Source organism: Pseudomonas sp. PVC-3-1, assembly GCF_057444315.1.
Genome location: NZ_CM172023.1, coordinates 45,768 through 62,137 on the forward strand (window position 1 = coordinate 45,768; position 16,370 = coordinate 62,137).

The 16,370-nt window shown below is 66.1% G+C and carries 17 protein-coding genes; 9 read left to right on the forward strand and 8 right to left on the reverse strand.

Going from position 1 to position 16,370, the window contains the following annotated elements; translation table 11 throughout:
- Nucleotides 1-63 precede the first annotated feature (63 nt).
- Entirely contained in the window at nucleotides 64-321 is a 258-nt protein-coding gene (locus AC2T4A_RS00220) for a hypothetical protein (protein ID WP_486742492.1), read from the forward strand.
- Here the strand turns inward: AC2T4A_RS00220 and AC2T4A_RS00225 are convergent.
- A complete protein-coding gene (locus tag AC2T4A_RS00225; RefSeq protein WP_416745908.1) occupies nucleotides 300-917 on the reverse strand; it encodes a class I SAM-dependent methyltransferase in 618 nt (205 codons plus the stop codon). The genes AC2T4A_RS00220 and AC2T4A_RS00225 overlap by 22 nt on opposite strands.
- Complete coding sequence (locus AC2T4A_RS00230) at nucleotides 898-1,374, reverse strand: hypothetical protein (protein ID WP_486742493.1); 477 nt, start codon at nucleotides 1,372-1,374, stop codon at nucleotides 898-900. The genes AC2T4A_RS00225 and AC2T4A_RS00230 overlap by 20 nt, the downstream gene beginning before the upstream one ends.
- 156 nt (nucleotides 1,375-1,530) lie before the next feature.
- Between AC2T4A_RS00230 and AC2T4A_RS00235 the strand changes: the two genes are divergently transcribed.
- From AC2T4A_RS00235 to prpF, 5 genes are all read left to right on the forward strand, one after another.
- The gene (locus AC2T4A_RS00235) at nucleotides 1,531-2,253 is read left to right on the forward strand and encodes a GntR family transcriptional regulator (protein ID WP_081517269.1); all 723 of its coding nucleotides are present in this window, start codon (nucleotides 1,531-1,533) and stop codon (nucleotides 2,251-2,253) included.
- Nucleotides 2,250-3,137, forward strand: coding sequence for a methylisocitrate lyase (gene prpB / locus AC2T4A_RS00240; RefSeq protein WP_416745912.1), 888 nt, complete (start codon nucleotides 2,250-2,252; stop codon nucleotides 3,135-3,137). Before AC2T4A_RS00235 ends, prpB begins: the two co-directional genes overlap by 4 nt.
- A gap of 171 nt (nucleotides 3,138-3,308) precedes the next feature.
- Nucleotides 3,309-4,469 (forward strand): bifunctional 2-methylcitrate synthase/citrate synthase, encoded by a 1,161-nt coding sequence (gene prpC / locus AC2T4A_RS00245; protein ID WP_416745914.1) that lies wholly within the window; start codon nucleotides 3,309-3,311, stop codon nucleotides 4,467-4,469.
- 29 nt (nucleotides 4,470-4,498) lie between these two features.
- Nucleotides 4,499-7,108: a Fe/S-dependent 2-methylisocitrate dehydratase AcnD gene (gene acnD / locus AC2T4A_RS00250; RefSeq protein WP_478377437.1), complete on the forward strand. Its 2,610-nt coding sequence runs from the start codon at nucleotides 4,499-4,501 to the stop codon at nucleotides 7,106-7,108.
- A gap of 134 nt (nucleotides 7,109-7,242) precedes the next feature.
- Complete coding sequence (prpF, locus tag AC2T4A_RS00255; RefSeq protein WP_486742494.1) at nucleotides 7,243-8,430, forward strand: 2-methylaconitate cis-trans isomerase PrpF; 1,188 nt, start codon at nucleotides 7,243-7,245, stop codon at nucleotides 8,428-8,430.
- 205 nt (nucleotides 8,431-8,635) lie between these two features.
- Here prpF and AC2T4A_RS00260 read toward each other — a convergent pair whose 3' ends face one another.
- The 3 genes from AC2T4A_RS00260 to AC2T4A_RS00270 all read right to left on the reverse strand — a co-directional run bounded on the left by AC2T4A_RS00260 (nucleotide 8,636) and on the right by AC2T4A_RS00270 (nucleotide 10,462).
- On the reverse strand, nucleotides 8,636-9,226 hold the full coding sequence (locus AC2T4A_RS00260; RefSeq protein WP_486742496.1) for an LON peptidase substrate-binding domain-containing protein: 591 nt from the start codon (nucleotides 9,224-9,226) through the stop codon (nucleotides 8,636-8,638).
- A gap of 160 nt (nucleotides 9,227-9,386) precedes the next feature.
- A complete protein-coding gene (locus AC2T4A_RS00265; protein ID WP_416745920.1) occupies nucleotides 9,387-10,100 on the reverse strand; it encodes an LrgB family protein in 714 nt (237 codons plus the stop codon).
- Nucleotides 10,100-10,462 (reverse strand): CidA/LrgA family protein, encoded by a 363-nt coding sequence (locus AC2T4A_RS00270; RefSeq protein WP_416745922.1) that lies wholly within the window; start codon nucleotides 10,460-10,462, stop codon nucleotides 10,100-10,102. Before AC2T4A_RS00270 ends, AC2T4A_RS00265 begins: the two co-directional genes overlap by 1 nt.
- 168 nt (nucleotides 10,463-10,630) lie before the next feature.
- Between AC2T4A_RS00270 and AC2T4A_RS00275 the strand changes: the two genes are divergently transcribed.
- The 3 genes from AC2T4A_RS00275 to AC2T4A_RS00285 all read left to right on the forward strand — a co-directional run bounded on the left by AC2T4A_RS00275 (nucleotide 10,631) and on the right by AC2T4A_RS00285 (nucleotide 13,581).
- Nucleotides 10,631-11,086 carry a MaoC family dehydratase gene (locus tag AC2T4A_RS00275; RefSeq protein WP_045217066.1) on the forward strand — a complete coding sequence of 152 codons (456 nt, stop codon included), beginning with the start codon at nucleotides 10,631-10,633 and terminating at the stop codon, nucleotides 11,084-11,086.
- A gap of 92 nt (nucleotides 11,087-11,178) precedes the next feature.
- A complete protein-coding gene (locus AC2T4A_RS00280) occupies nucleotides 11,179-12,909 on the forward strand; it encodes a C13 family peptidase (RefSeq protein ID WP_486742497.1) in 1,731 nt (576 codons plus the stop codon).
- A 30-nt stretch (nucleotides 12,910-12,939) separates the two neighbouring features.
- On the forward strand, nucleotides 12,940-13,581 hold the full coding sequence (locus tag AC2T4A_RS00285; protein WP_416745927.1) for an oxidoreductase: 642 nt from the start codon (nucleotides 12,940-12,942) through the stop codon (nucleotides 13,579-13,581).
- A 39-nt stretch (nucleotides 13,582-13,620) separates the two neighbouring features.
- Here AC2T4A_RS00285 and AC2T4A_RS00290 read toward each other — a convergent pair whose 3' ends face one another.
- From AC2T4A_RS00290 to AC2T4A_RS00300, 3 genes are read right to left on the reverse strand one after another with little or no spacing between them, the layout of a single operon-like run.
- Nucleotides 13,621-14,187, reverse strand: coding sequence for a nucleotidyltransferase family protein (locus AC2T4A_RS00290; RefSeq protein WP_486742498.1), 567 nt, complete (start codon nucleotides 14,185-14,187; stop codon nucleotides 13,621-13,623).
- A complete protein-coding gene (locus AC2T4A_RS00295; protein WP_486742499.1) occupies nucleotides 14,184-15,155 on the reverse strand; it encodes an XdhC family protein in 972 nt (323 codons plus the stop codon). The genes AC2T4A_RS00290 and AC2T4A_RS00295 overlap by 4 nt, the downstream gene beginning before the upstream one ends.
- Nucleotides 15,156-15,158: 3 nt before the next feature.
- Nucleotides 15,159-16,370, reverse strand: a complete 1,212-nt coding sequence (locus AC2T4A_RS00300; protein ID WP_478377420.1) for a c-type cytochrome — start codon at nucleotides 16,368-16,370, stop codon at nucleotides 15,159-15,161.

Here is a 16,370-nt window from a genome sequence, read left to right on the forward strand (position 1 = left end):
GAGGCCATACAGGACGGGCGTTAAGGTTTGCCCCCTTTTCACCCTCAGTGGACCAACGTGGCAATGAACGAACACCTCAAGGTCGAAGTCGTGGTTCGCGCTCACAACCGCGAGTCTTCCGTGCTCCAGGGCTGGATCAGCCAGGGGGATTACCACGCGCTGTGCGACGGCGCGGCGCCGTTCGTGGTGCGCATGAATGCCTGCCAGTCCGACATGGCGCAGTTCGAACGTCCGGAAGACATCTACGTGCGCAGTACCTACATCCTCAGCGTCGAGGTACTCGATCGCCTGCCCGCGCGTCAGTCGGCCATGCCGCGGTAGACGTAGGTCATCGGCCGCGGGCCCGGCAGGTAGTCCTGAATCAGCTCGCGCAACTGGAAACCGCCGGACTCGATCAGCGCCGGCATGTCGCGGTCCAGGTGGCAGCCGCCGGCCAGCGGCTTCCACACCGGCGTCAACCGATGCTGCCACGCGCGCACGCCGGCGTCCGGCGCCAGGCCATGTTCACAGAACAGCAACTCGCCACCGGGCTTGAGCACCCGGCGCATCTCCTTCAACGCCGCCACCGCATCGGGGATGCTGCACAGGGTGAAGGTGCAGACGATGCTGTCGAAGCTGCCGGCGTCGGCACGAATCTGACCCAGTTCAAGCGCCACCATCTCCACCGGAATGCCAATCGCCTCGGCGCGGCTGCGGGCGAGCGTCTGCATCTGCGCCGCCGGGTCGACGCCAACGATTGTCGACACTTTCGCCGGGTCGTAGAAGGACAGGTTCAGGCCGGTGCCCATACCGATCTCCAGCACGCGGCCATGTGCACGGGGGACCAGCAGCGAGCGCTGCTTCATCACATCGCCCATACCGCAGGCGAAGTCGATCAGTCGGGGCAGTGCGTGACGGTCATACCAGCCTCGAATCATGGTTCGCTCTCCAGCGCAGCAGGACCGCGCCTGCCCAATAAAGTAGCGTCGCCGACAGCAGCGGCAGCCAGCTCTGCCAGGCCACTTCCAGCGCCAGTTCCGCCGTCGTGTAAGTACTCCAACTGGCCACGCGGCTGTCGTAAAGACAAAGGTCTACCCAGAACCAGCCCAGCAGGGCAATTCCCGACGAAAGCGCGGTTTGCCTGGGCCATCCCGGCCGGCGTGGAAGTGCCGCCAGCGCAACGAGAATGCTGAAGAACAGCAACAACGGCAGCATTTCCGCCGACAGCGATTGGGCGCGAACATCCGCAGTCAGGTTGTCACGATAAGGGTGCATCGCCCACAGCCCCTGCGCCCAGCCGAGCAGCAGAAAGGCCGATACGCTGAACGCCCCGCGCCGTGCACGTCCTTGTAACACCATGACGGGATCATCCTTATTGCCGGTGTGTCCGGGCATTGTCACAGCAACGCCCTGGCCTGTCGCTCAGACATCGCCTTGGCGGCATAAGAATTCCGCCCCATTAGACGATTGTCGACAATTCATCAGGTTGCGATTGACCCAGGCGGTTTCCAGGGGTAGCTTTCGCCGCACATCAAGAAGATTGTCGACACCATGAGCGATAGCCTGATTCTGCCCACCCCTGCCAGCGACGACGGCGAGACCCTGTCGGAACACGTGTTCCGCAAGATCCAGTCGGCCATCGTCAAGGGCGAGATCGCCCCCGGCAGCAAGATTTCCGAGCCGGAGCTGGCGCGCACCTACGGCATCAGCCGGGGCCCGCTGCGCGAGGCGATCCACCGTCTGGAAGGCCAGAAACTGCTGGTGCGCGTACCGCACGTCGGTGCGCGGGTCGTTTCGCTCAGCCACGAGGAGCTGCTGGAGCTCTACGAGATCCGCGAATCCCTCGAAGGCATGGCCTGCCGCCTGGCCGCCGAGCGCATGAGCCAGGCCGAGATCGACGAGCTGCGCCGGGTGCTCGACACCCATGAGCGCGACGAGGCCTTCCAGGCCGGCCGTGGCTACTACCAGCAGGAAGGCGACTACGACTTCCACTACCGGATCATCCAGGGCAGCGGCAACCGCACCCTCACCCGCATGCTCTGCGGCGAGCTGTACCAGCTCGTGCGCATGTACCGCCTGCAGTTCTCGGCGACGCCCAACCGCCCGCGCCAGGCCTTCTCCGAGCACCACCGGATTCTCGATGCCATCGCCGATCGTGACGGCGAGCTGGCCGAGTTGCTGATGCGCCGTCACATCGGCGCCTCGAAACGCAATATGGAGCGCCATTACCTGGACGCCCAAGCCAAGACAGCCAACGAACGAGGTGAACAATGAGCTACAAGACCGCCGGCCAACGTTTCCGTGAAGCCCTTGCCGAAGAAAAGCCGCTGCAGGTGATCGGCGCGATCAACGCCAACCACGCCCTGCTGGCCAAGCGCGCCGGCTTCAAGGCCATCTACCTCTCCGGTGGCGGCGTGGCGGCGGGCTCCCTCGGCCTTCCGGACCTGGGCATCAACACCCTGGATGACGTACTCACCGACGTGCGCCGCATCACCGACGTCTGCGACCTGCCGCTGCTGGTCGACATCGACACCGGCTTCGGCCCCAGCGCCTTCAACATCGAGCGCACCGTTAAGAGCCTGATCAAGGCCGGCGCCGCTGCCGCCCACATCGAGGACCAGGTCGGCGCCAAGCGCTGCGGTCACCGTCCGGGCAAGGAAATCGTCTCCGTCGACGAAATGGCTGACCGCGTGAAAGCCGCCGCCGATGCCAAGACCGACCCGAACTTCTTCCTGATCGCCCGCACCGACGCCATCCAGGCCGAAGGCGTGGACGCCGCCATCGAGCGCTGCCTGCGCTACGTCGAGGCCGGTGCCGATGCGATCTTCGCCGAAGCCGCCTACGACCTGCCGACCTACAAGCGCTTCGTCGATGCGCTGAACGTGCCGATCCTGGCCAACATCACCGAGTTCGGCGCCACCCCGCTGTTCACCCGCGACGAGCTGGCCTCGGTCGGCGTGGCCATCCAGCTGTATCCGCTGTCCGCCTTCCGCGCCGCCAACAAGGCCGCCGAAGCCGTTTACACCGCGATCCGCCAGGAAGGCCACCAGCAGAACGTGATCGAACTCATGCAGACCCGTGCCGAGCTGTACGACCGCATCGGTTACCACGCCTTCGAGCAGAAGCTCGACGCGCTGTTCGCTGCCGGCAAGAAGTGACCCGAGGCGAAAGCGGCGGATAACGCTTCGCGTTATTCGCCCTACGCCAGACCTGATACACCGTAGGGCGCATAACGCCACAGGCGTTATCCGCCAACCAGATTCGAACCGAAATCCCGGCCCGTGCCGGGGGACAAGAACAAGCAACCGGATTTGATGAGGAGACACGCGATGAGCGCTACCGCAGAAACCACCACCGCCTTCAAACCCAAGAAGTCCGTGGCCCTGAGTGGCACCGCCGCTGGCAACACCGCCCTGTGCACCGTCGGCCGTACCGGCAACGACCTGCACTACCGTGGCTATGACGTCCTGGACTTCGCCAACCGCTGCGAATTCGAGGAAATCGCCCACCTGCTGGTGCACGGCAAGCTGCCCAACGTCGCCGAGCTGGCCGGCTACAAGGCCAAGCTGAAAGCCCTGCGCGGCCTGCCGGCCGGCGTCAAGGCCGCCCTGGAAACCCTGCCGCCGTCGGCCCACCCGATGGACGTGATGCGCACCGCCGTGTCCGTGCTCGGCTGCCTGTCGCCGGAGAAGGACGACCACAACCACCCGGGCGCCCGCGACATCGCCGACAAGCTGATGGCGTCCCTGGGCTCGGCGCTGCTCTACTGGTACCACTTCAGCCACAACGGCAAGCGCATCGACGTCGAGACCGACGACGACTCCATCGGCGGCCACTTCCTGCACCTGCTGCACGGTCAGAAGCCGCGCGAGTCCTGGGTGCGCGCCATGCACACCTCGCTGAACCTGTACGCCGAGCACGAGTTCAACGCCTCGACCTTCACCTCCCGCGTGATCGCCGGTACCGGTTCGGACATCTACTCCTGCATCGCCGGCGCCATCGGCGCGCTGCGCGGCCCGAAACACGGCGGCGCCAACGAGGTGGCCTTCGAGATCCAGAAGCGCTACGACAATCCGGACGAAGCCGAGGCCGACATCCGTGCCCGCGTTGAACGCAAGGAAGTGGTGATCGGCTTCGGCCACCCGGTCTACACCGTGTCCGACCCGCGCAACAAGGTGATCAAGGAAGTCGCCCACCAGCTGTCGAACGAGCAGTCCAACACCAAGATGTATGACATCGCCGAGCGCCTGGAAACCATCATGTGGGACATCAAGAAGATGTTCCCCAACCTCGATTGGTTCAGCGCCGTGAGCTACCACATGATGGGCGTGCCCACTGCGATGTTCACCCCGCTGTTCGTCATCGCCCGCACCGCCGGCTGGTCCGCCCACGTCATCGAACAACGCATCGACGGCAAGATCATCCGCCCGAGCGCCAACTACACAGGCCCTGAAGACCTGAAGTTCGTGCCGCTCAAGGACCGCAAATAGCCTTCCTGGATAACAAAATGACTACTTCCGTGAACAGCCAATACCGCAAGCGCCTGCCCGGCACCGCGCTGGATTATTTCGACGCCCGCGAGGCAGTCGAAGCGATCCAGGCCGGCGCCTGGGACAAGCTCCCCTACACCTCCCGCGTGCTGGCCGAACAGCTGGTGCGCCGCTGCGAGCCGGCGGACCTGACCGCTTCGCTGGAGCAGCTGGTCTACCGCAAGCGCGACCTCGACTTCCCCTGGTACCCGGCGCGCGTGGTCTGCCACGACATCCTCGGCCAGACCGCGCTGGTCGACCTCGCCGGCCTGCGTGACGCCATCGCCGAGAAAGGCGGCGACCCGTCCAAGGTCAACCCGGTGGTGCCGACCCAACTGATCGTCGACCACTCGCTGGCCGTGGAAGCGCCGGGCTTCGACCCGGACGCCTTCGAGAAGAACCGCGCCATCGAAGATCGCCGCAACGAGGATCGCTTCCACTTCATCGACTGGACCAAGACCGCGTTCAAGAACGTCGATGTGATCCCGGCCGGCAACGGCATCATGCACCAGATCAACCTGGAGAAAATGAGCCCGGTGATCCAGGCGCGCGGCGGCATCGCGTTCCCCGACACCTGCGTCGGAACCGACTCGCACACCCCGCACGTGGATGCCCTGGGCGTGATCGCCATCGGCGTCGGCGGCCTCGAGGCCGAGACCGTGATGCTCGGCCACCCGTCGATGATGCGCCTGCCCGACATTGTCGGCGTCGAGCTGACCGGCAAGCGCAAACCGGGTATCACTGCCACCGACATCGTCCTGGCGATCACCGAGTTCCTGCGCAAGGAACGCGTGGTCGGCGCCTACGTCGAGTTCTTCGGCGAGGGTGCGGACAGCCTGTCCATCGGTGACCGCGCGACCATCTCCAACATGTGCCCGGAATACGGCGCCACCGCCTCGATGTTCTACATCGACGGCCAGACCATCGACTACCTCAAGCTCACCGGCCGCGAGCCCGAGCAGGTGGAACTGGTGGAGAACTACGCCAAAACCCTCGGCCTGTGGAGCGATGCGCTCAAGACCGCCGAGTACGAGCGTGTACTGAGCTTCGACCTGGGCAGCGTGGTCCGCAACATGGCTGGCCCGTCCAACCCGCACCGCCGCCTGCCGACCTCGGCACTGGCTGAGCGCGGCATCGCCGACGAAGCCAAGCTGGAGTCCGGCCGCGTCGAAGAAGCCGAAGGCCTGATGCCCGATGGCGCGGTGATCATCGCCGCCATCACCAGCTGCACCAACACCTCCAACCCGCGCAATGTCATCGCCGCCGGCCTGGTGGCGAAGAAGGCCAACGCGCTGGGCATGATCCGCAAGCCGTGGGTGAAGACCTCGTTCGCGCCCGGATCGAAAGTCGCCAAGCTGTACCTGGAAGAAGCCGGCCTGCTGCCAGAGCTGGAGAAGCTCGGCTTCGGCATCGTCGCCTACGCCTGCACTACCTGTAACGGCATGTCCGGCGCGCTGGACCCGGTGATCCAGAAAGAGATCATCGACCGCGACCTGTACGCCACCGCCGTACTCTCGGGCAACCGCAACTTCGACGGCCGTATCCACCCCTACGCCAAGCAGGCCTTCCTCGCCTCGCCGCCGCTGGTGGTCGCCTATGCCATCGCCGGCACCGTGCGCTTCGACATCGAGCAGGACCCGCTAGGCACCGACAGTCAAGGCAACCCGGTCACCCTGAAGGACCTCTGGCCGTCGGACGAAGAGATCGACGCCATCGTCGCCGCCAGCGTCAAGCCCGAGCAGTTCAAGCAGGTCTACATCCCGATGTTCGACCTGGGCAGCGTGCAGGAAGCGGAAAGCCCGCTGTACGACTGGCGCCCGATGTCCACCTACATCCGTCGTCCGCCGTACTGGGAAGGTGCCCTCGCTGGCGAGCGCACGCTCAAGGGCATGCTCCCGCTGGCGATCCTGCCGGACAACATCACCACCGATCACCTGTCGCCGTCCAACGCCATCCTGCTGGACAGCGCGGCCGGCGAATACCTGGCGAAAATGGGCCTGCCGGAGGAGGACTTCAACTCCTACGCCACCCACCGCGGCGACCACCTGACCGCCCAGCGCGCCACCTTCGCCAACCCGCAGCTGGTCAACGAAATGGCCGTGGTCAACGGCGAGGTGAAGAAGGGTTCGCTGGCTCGCGTGGAACCCGAAGGCAAGGTCATGCGCATGTGGGAAGCCATCGAAACCTACATGAACCGCAAGCAGAACCTGATCATCGTCGCCGGCGCCGACTACGGCCAGGGCTCGTCCCGCGACTGGGCGGCCAAGGGCGTTCGCCTGGCAGGCGTGGAAGTGATCGTCGCCGAAGGCTTCGAGCGCATCCACCGCACCAACCTGGTGGGCATGGGCGTACTGCCGGTGGAGTTCAAGCCGGGCACCACCCGCCTCACTCTGGGCCTGGACGGCACCGAGACCTACGACATCAAGGGCGACGTCTCGCCGCGCTGCGACCTGACCCTGGTGGTCAATCGCCGCAACGGTGACGTGGTCGAAGTCCCGGTCACCTGCCGCCTCGACACCGCCGCCGAAGTGAAGGTGTACAAGGCCGGTGGCGTGCTGCAGCGCTTCGCCAAGGACTTCCTGGAAGGCGCGGTAGCGTGATGTAACAGCCGGCCCGCCTGCACGGCGGCTCGGCACTAATCCTGTAGGAGCGAGCTTGCTCGCGAACAGCCTCGCAGCGGGGATGGGTTCGCGAGCAAGCTCGCTCCTACAAACAGCACTCAGGAACGTACCCCATGCCCCACGTACCCCAAGTGAAGATACCCGCCACCTACATCCGCGGCGGCACCAGCAAGGGCGTGTTCTTCCGCCTGCAGGACCTGCCCGAGCGCTGCCAGGTGCCCGGCGCGGCGCGTGACCAGCTGTTCATGCGCGTGATCGGCAGCCCCGATCCGTACAGCGCGCACATCGACGGCATGGGCGGCGCAACCTCCAGCACCAGCAAGTGCGTGATCCTGTCGAAAAGCACCCAGCCCGAGCACGACGTCGACTACCTCTACGGGCAGATTTCCATCGACAAGGCCTTCGTCGACTGGAGCGGCAACTGCGGCAACCTCTCCACCGCCGCCGGCTCCTTCGCCATCCACGCCGGCCTGGTCGATCCCTCGCGCATTCCGGACAACGGCACCTGCGTGGTGCGCATCTGGCAGGCGAACATCCAGAAGACCATCATCGCCCACGTGCCGATCACCAACGGCCAGGTGCAGGAAACCGGTGACTTCGAACTGGACGGCGTGACCTTCCCCGCCGCCGAGATCGTGCTGGAGTTCCTCGACCCGTCCGACGATGGCGAAGATGGCGGCTCGATGTTCCCCACCGGCAACCTGGTGGACGATCTGGAAGTCCCCGGCATCGGCACCTTCAAGGCGACCATGATCACCGCCGGCATCCCGACCATCTTCGTCAACGCCCAGGACATCGGCTACACCGGCGCCGAGCTGCGCGAAGCGATCAATGGCGACCCGGAGCAACTGGCGCGCTTCGAGAAGTTCCGCATCGCCGGCGCCCTGCGCATGGGCCTGATCAAGACCCCGGAAGAGGCCGCGACCCGCCAGCACACGCCGAAGATCGCCTTCGTCGCGCCGGCCAAGGACTACGTCACTTCCAGCGGCAAACAGGTGCAGGCCGGCGACATCGACCTGCTGGTGCGCGCGCTGTCCATGGGCAAGCTGCACCACGCCATGATGGGCACCGCCGCCGTGGCCATCGGCACCGCCGCCGCCATCCCCGGCACCCTGGTGAACCTCGCCGCCGGCGGTGGCGAACGCAGCGCCGTGCGCTTCGGCCACCCCTCCGGCACCCTGCGCGTGGGCGCCGAGGCCAAGCAGGTGAACGGCGAATGGACCGTGACCAAGGCCATCATGAGCCGCAGCTCACGCATCCTCATGGAAGGCTGGGTACGGGTGCCGGGCGATTCGTTCTGATCCTTCGCTGACGCCGTCAAAACACAAGGCCCGCGGATGCGGGCCTTGTCGTTTCCGATCACGCAGGAGCCGCGGACGGAGTCCGCTCCCGCCGCACCGAAAGGCAATCCCTGTAGGAGCGAGCTTGCTCGCGAACAGAGTCAACCGGCGGTGACAAAGCTGGGCGGGTTCGCGAGCAAGCTCGCTCCTACAAAAAGCCGCTGCGTCAGGCGACGAAGTCGCCCTGGAGCTGCTCCAGCAGCACCTGGATGCGCGCCAGGCGCACGGTCGGGTCGTCCATCTCCAGCAGCACCTGCTTCTGGTCGCGCTCGAATGGCAGCAGGTAGGCGAGCTGGCAAGCCAGCGCCTGCTGGCCGTTGACCTCACCGCCCATTTCCAATGCGGAAACCATCGGGTGCATGGACAGCGCCTCCAGCAGAGCCGCCAGGTCGTCGTGTTCCTTGGTCAGCGGCTGGTCGGGCTGCTCGTCCAGCCACTCCACCTCGGCCACGGTCAGTTGATCCGGCTGCACATTGGCGGAGAGCACGCGGAAGCGCCGCCCGCCCTCGACACGAATGCCCAGCAGACCATTGGGCCGCTGCTGCCAGTCACGGATGTGCGCTTCGCAGCCGACCAGGCTGTAGCGCTCCGGCGCATCGCCGACTTCCTCACCCTCGAGGATGGCCACCACGCCGAACCCGCCGTTCTGCTTCATGCAGCGGCCGATCATGTCCAGGTAGCGCGCCTCGAATATCTGCAGGTCGAGACGGCAACCGGGGAACAGCACGGTATTGAGGGGGAAGAGCGGAAAACTCATGGGTACTCCCATTTTCGATCAGAGCCTGTTTACGATCGTGCGAGCTAGAGCCGTAGTAGGCGGCAAGCGCCCGAAGAGCGGAGTTTACTGCTGTAAATGAGCATCTGAGGGCGTTTGCCAACGCCCTACGGTCGACGCGCAGCAGATCGTCAACAGGCGGTCAGGCGATCAGTGCTACCGCCAACGGTAGCAGCACAGCGGTGGCCACGCCCATCAGGCTCATCGCCAGGGCGGCGAAGGCGCCGCATTCCTCGCCCTCCTGCAGGGCGCGGGAAGTGCCCACCGCGTGGGCGGTCATGCCCAGCGCCATCCCTTGCGCGGCCGGGTGATGCACACCGAAGCGGCGCAACAGTTCCGGGCCGAGGATGGCGCCGAGCACGCCGGTGATCAGCACGAACACTGCCGCCAGCGCGGCGACGCCGCCAACCTGGCTTGCCACCAGCATGGCAATCGGCGAGGTCACCGACTTGGGCGCCAGGCTCATGAGAATCTCGTGATCGACGCCGAACAGCCAACCCAGGCCAATTCCCAGGGCCGTGGCGAAGAACCCGGCCACCACCAGCGTGATCAGCGTCGGCCAGAACAGCTGGCGGATCCGCTTGAGGTTGAGAAACAGCGGCACCGCCAGCGCGACGGTGGCGGGGCCGAGAAGGATGGTCAGTACCTTGGCGCTGTTGCTGTACTCGGCGTAGTCGATGCCGCACACCAGCAGCACCGCGATGACGATCAGCATCGACACCAGCACCGGCTGCAGGAACACCCAGCGGGTGCGCTCGTAGGCGGCCAGCGCCAACTGATAGGCACCCAGGGTGACGCCGACGCAGAACAGCGGATGGTGGATGACGGAGTCCAGCGCGCCTTGCCAGTCGAACATCACGCGCCCTCCTTCTGCCTGCGCTGGCGGTCGATGAGCTTCTGCATCAGCCAGCCGGCGAACACGAAGGACACCAGCAACGACAGCGCCAGCGCCCCGGCGATGGCCCAGAAGTCCGCGGCGATCTGCTTCGCATACGCCATCACGCCCACAGCTGCCGGCACCAGCAGCAACGGCAGGTAGCGCAGCAGCGACGCGGCGGCCTCGTTCACCGGCTTGCTCACCTCACCGTTCCACACCAGGAAGGCGAACAGCAGCACCAGCCCAATGATGGGGCCGGGAATCATGTGCAGGATGAGAGCATTCAGGCCCGTGCCGAGCAGTTGGAACAGCACCAGCCAGGTCAGGCCGCGTAGCAACATCAGAAACATCTCCAGCGCAATATGCCGACATTATGCCCGCCCGGCGCCCGCTATGGCGCGGCATTCGCCCAAAGCATGAATGCTTGACCGCTCCAGGGCGCCATGCTGATCTACAGGCGGATTTCACGTAGGCCGTACTAGAAGAACAACGATATCCCCGGAGGAAACATGGCATTCGTACCCGTAAGCGCACTGAAGGACTACATCGGCAAGGACCTGGGCCATTCGCAGTGGATCACCGTCGATCAACAGCGCATCAACCAGTTCGCCGAGTGCACCGAGGACCACCAGTTCATCCACGTCGACCCGGAGAAGGCGAAGAAGACGCCCTTCGGCGGCACCATCGCCCACGGCTTCCTGTCGCTGTCGCTGATCCCCAAACTCTGCGAGGGCCTGCTAGTCCTGCCGGAGAACCCCAAGATGGTGGTCAACTACGGCCTGGACAGCGTGCGCTTCATCCAGCCGGTACCGGTGGATTCGCGCGTGCGCCTGCAGGTGACCATCACCGACATCACCGAGAAGAACCCCGGCCAGTGGCTGATCAAGGCGCGTTGCACCCTGGAGATCGAGGGCCTGCCCAAACCGGCCTACATCGCCGAATCCCTGAGCCTGTGCTTCGTCTGACGGCTCTGCCTCAGCGCTGAGAAAAAAGCCCGCGTCCGCGGGCTTTTTTACGTCACACTCACTCTGCGCCCCACCGCTGATTCGAGAGTCCAATGCCACGCCACCTCCTGCCCTTGAGCCTCGCCCTGCTGCTCGCCGCCTGTGGCGAAGGCGAACCGTTGACGCCCCCGGACGCCCGCCTGCCCGACGGCGCGCGCTACCGCGGCGAGGTGGTGAACGGCCAACTGCAGGGCCCCGGGCGACTGGATTACAGCAACGGCGCCTGGTACGAGGGCGGCTTCGACAAGGGCCTGCAGAGTGGCCAGGGCAAGTGGAACGACGGCAACGGCACGCGCTATGAAGGCGAGTTCCGCGACGGTCTGTTCGAAGGACGCGGCCGCCTGCAGTACGCCGACGGCAGCGTGTACGAGGGCCAGTTCAAGCGCGGCGAATTCGACGGCGAAGGCCGTCTTTCCCAGGGCGGCACTACCTACAGCGGCGGCTTCCGCAAGGGCCGCTACGAGGGCCTGGGCAGCCTCGAGCAGGCCGATGGCACCCGCCACCAGGGTGCCTTCGCCAAGGGCGAGGCCAACGGCGAGGGCGCCCGCCGGGACAGCCTCGGCAACCAATACAGCGGCACGTTCAAGAATGGCGTGCTCGAGGGCAAGGGCATCTTCCGCGATGACGCGGGGGACCAGTACAGCGGCGAATTCCGCAACGACCAGTTCGACGGCACCGGACGCTTCCAGAACGCTGACGGCGACGTCTGGTTCGGTCGCTTCAAGGCCGGCGCGCTGAGCGGGCCGGGCGAGTTCATTGGCGCCGATGGCAGCCGCTACAAAGGCGACTTCCGCTTCTGGCGCTTCGATGGCAAGGGCACGCTGAGCAAGTCTGACGGCCAGACCTACAGCGGCGGCTTCGCTCGCGGGGAATACTCGGGCGAAGGTACTCTCACCCGCCACGACGGCAGCGTGCAGAAGGGCATCTGGAGCGCTGGCCAGCTACGCCAGGACGCCGCCGGCAAACTGCTGCCCAATCCACTGGAAGTGGGCCTGCTGGAACAGGGGGCGATGCTGGAGAAGACGCTGGCGGCCATCCCGCAGTCCACCCCGGCGATCGAACTCTACGGCGTCAGCCTGGGCGGCGATGGCAAGCAGAGCGTGTTCCTGCGCGAAGCCGACTATGTCGCCAACTTGCTCGCCGAGCGCTTCGGCGCGCGCGGTGTGGTGCGCCTGGTGAACCACCGCGACCACCTCGCCGACCGCCCCATGGCCACCCGCGAAACCCTCGCCCGCACCCTGCGCACCATCGCCGAGCGCAGCGGCCCGGAAGACCTGGTGTTCATCTACCTGACCAGCCACGGCTCCCACGACCACCAGTTGGTGCTGGACATGCCGGGCCTGAAGCTCGACGACCTGCCGGCCAGCGAACTGGCCAGCCTGCTCGCCCCGCTCAAGGACCGCACCAAGGTGCTGGTGATCTCCGCCTGCTACAGCGGCGGCTTCATCCCCGCGCTCAAGGATGACAAGACCCTGATCATGACCGCCGCACGCAGCGACCGGGTGTCCTTCGGCTGCTCCGAGGAGGCGGACTTCACCTACTTTGGCGATGCACTGTTCGCCAAGGCCTTCCAGCAGACCGACGACCTGAAGCAGGCTTTCAAGCTGGCCAGCGACACGGTCGCCAAGCGCGAGAAGGAAGAGGAGTTCGAGCCATCGGAGCCGCAACTCTGGGCCCCGGAGGCGGTCATTACTCGCTGGCAGGCCCTGCGCGCGCAGCAGTCGCACGCGGAGCTGGCGCTCGGGAATGGCGACGCGCAGGCAAAACGACAGGGCGCCAACTAAGCTGGAAAGTGTGTCAGAGGGGAAACACAGATGTACTCGAAACCGACGAATATCCTGCTAGCTGGCGCCACCGGCCTGACCGGTGAGCATCTGCTCGACCGCATGCTCAACGAGCCTACGGTCAAGCGCGTCATCGCTCCGGCCCGAAGGAAGCTGGCGGAGCATCCACGCCTGGAAAACCCCATCGGCCCGCTGGCCGAGCTCATCCCGCACCTGGTCCAGCCGGTGGACACGGTGTTCTGTTGCCTGGGCACCACGCTCAAGGAGGCCGGCTCCGAGGAGGCCTTTCGCAGTGTCGACTACGACCTGCCGCTGGCCCTGGGCGAGCGCGGCCTGGCCCTGGGCGCACGGCACTACATCGTGGTCAGCGCGCTGGGTGCCGACAGCAAATCATCGATCTTCTACAGCCGGGTGAAAGGCGAGCTTGAGGATGCCCTGCGCCAGCAAGGCTGGCAGCAACTGACCATCGCCCGGCCGTCGCTGCTGCTGGGCCAGCGTGAGGAAGTCCGCCTCGCCGAACTGCTCGCCGCGCCTTTCTCGCGCATCCTGCCGGGCAAGCTGCACGGCATCGAAGCCATCGCCCTGGCCCGTGCGCTCTGGCGCCTGGCATTGGAAACCGGCAAGGGCACCCGCGTCGTCGAATCGGACGAATTGCGCAAACTGGGCAAGTGACCGTCCGTTGAGCGACGCGGATGGCGGATGAATCCGCTCCTACCAGAGCAGCCCCGCCGGCGTATCCACGTCACGCAGCACGCCGGCGTCGGCAACGTCCAGGGTGATGCAGCGATCACGCTGCGCCTGCACCACCGTCCGCGCGCCTTCGTCGCCGCTCAGCTGCGTCAGCGCCGGCCAGAACTCGCGGCCGAATAGCACCGGATGGCCGCGCTGGCCATTGTGAATCGGGAAGAGAATGGTCGAGGAGCCGGCGGCATCGGCCAGCACACGCAGTGTTGCGGGGGCAATCCAGGGCATGTCGCCGAGCAGGATGGCGACGGCCTTGGCGTCGGAACCCTGCAGCGAGGCCGCACCGGCAGCCAGGCTGTGCCCCATGCCCAACGCCGCATCCGGGCTGTGGATAACGTGGCAGCCAGGCGGCAGGCCGAAATCCTCTGCCCGCTCGCCATCGCGCAGTACCACCCGCACTTCATCGAACACCGCCAGCGCACGCTCGACACTATGGGCCAGCAGGCTGCGCCCGTCTGGCAGGGTCGCGCGGCGCTTGTCCGCGCCGAAGCGCGAGCCCTGGCCGGCGGCCAGCACCAGCGCCACGACTGTCACAGCGCCTCGCGGGCGATGCCGCTGCGGGTGCGCAGGATGTCGGCGAGTACGGCGAGGGCGATTTCCGCGGGGGTCTTGCTGCCCAGGTTGAGGCCGATGGGCGCATGCACGCGCGCCAGGTCCGCCTCGTTCAGGCCACCAATGCGGTGCAGGCGTTCGCGGCGCTTGTCGGAGGTGGTGCGCGAGCCCATCACGCCGATGTAGAAGGCTTCGGTGCGTACGGCTTCGAGCATCGCCAGGTCGTCGATTTTCGGATCGTGGGTCAGGGCGACCACGGCGGTGTCCGCGTGGCAGCCGCCGTTGGCGATGAAGATCGACGGCAGTTCGCGACGGATTTCGATGCCGTCCAGCACCACGCCGTCCAGCGCCTCTTCGCGGGGATCACAGAGAATCACCTCGAAGCCCAGGCCCTTGCCGAACTCCGCGCAGAAATGCGCAACGCTGGAGTAGCCCGCCAGCAGCAAGCGCTGCGCAGCGCCGACGCGCAGACGCACGCGGGCCTCGTCGCGCTCGACCCGTGGGCCGTGCTCGTGGTCGTCGCTCAGGCGGCGGCTGCCGTCCCGCAGGTTCACTTCGCGCAGCAGGCGGCGCTGGCCGAGCAGCGCCGATTCCAGTTCGCGCAGGTGGGCCTGCACATCGCAATCAGGCGCGAGGTTTTCCACCAGCACATCAAGGATGCCGCCGCAGGGCAGGCGGATATTCGAGCGTGTGTCGCTGCCGTCGCCGTAGCGCACGACAACTACCGGCTCGCTGAATTCGCCCTCGGCGACGCGTTCGAGGAAGTCATCCTCGACGCAACCGCCGGACAGCGAGCCCACCCACTGGCCGCTGGCGTTGACCGCCAGCAGCGAGCCCGGCGCGCGGGGCGCCGAGCCATAGGTGAAAAGCACGCTGCACAGCCACACGCGCTGGCCAGCGGAGGACCACTGGAGCGCCTGGCGGACCACTTGCAGATCGAGATGCTGCACGAATTACTCCGACTTCAGCTGAGCAACCTGTTGTACGCCCAGATCGCCCGGCAGACCACCCCAGGCCTGACGCAGGTAGTTGATCAGATCCGTGAGTTGCTCGTCACTGAGCTTGTCGGCAAAGCCCGGCATCGGCTGCATGCGCTCGAAACCGGTGAACTGCTGCTCGCGGATGCCTTCGACGATGACCTTGGCCAGGTTGCGCGAATCGGCCAGGCGCAGGGTGGTGTTGCCCTGCATCGCCACGGCGATGTGCGGCTTGCCCTCGCCGTCGTTGCCGTGGCAGCCGGCGCAGACGTTGAGGTACTGCTGGCGGCCGCGCTTGGCGCTGTCGCTGAGCTTGTCCTCGGCCACCGCCTGCACGACCTTGGCCTGCGGCGGCTGCTCGCCGAGCAGGTAGGTGGACATGGCAGCCAGGTCCTCGTCACCCAGGTGCTGGGTGCTCAGGTGCATCACCGGGAACATCTCGTTGAACATGCTGCCCTGCGGGCTCATGCCGTGCTTGAGGAAGCCGGTGAGGTCAGCGGTGGTCCAGCCGCGCTCAGCCAGGTCCTGGGCCAGCAGGCTCGGCGCGCTGTAGCCGTTGAGCAGGCCGCCGGTGAGGCGTTTTTCCTGCTCCAGGGCACCGATCTGGTTGCGCGGGGTGTGGCACTCGCCGCAGTGGCCGAGCACTTCCACCAGGTACTGGCCGCGCTTGTAAGGCTCGCTCTTGCCCTCGGTGCTTTCCAGCTGGACGCTCTTGCCGTAGAGCATGTTCCAGCCGGTCAGGCCCAGGCGCACGTTGAACGGGAAGCTCAGGCTGGTTTCTGGAGCTGCACGGTGCACCGGCGTCTGGCTCATCAGGTAGGCGTAGAGGGCATCGCTGTCCTCGCGCTTGATGAGGTGGTACGAGGTGTAGGGCATGGCCGGGTAGAGATTGGCGCCGTCCTTGCGCTTGCCCTGCGTGAGGGCGGCGAAGAACTCGTCGGCGCTGTAGTTGCCGATGCCGAAGTCCTTGTCCGGGGTGATGTTGCTGCCGTAGATGGTGCCGAACGGCGAGTGGATCGGCAGGCCACCGGCGAACGGCGCGCCGCCCTCGGCGGTGTGGCAGGCCATGCAGTCGGCGGCGCGGGAAACGTACTCGCCGCGCTTGATCAGCTCCTGGTCAGCGGCTTGTGCGCTGAGCGCTAGACCAAGGCCAATGGCCAGCGCGAGGCCGGAAAGAATGCGCTGCAT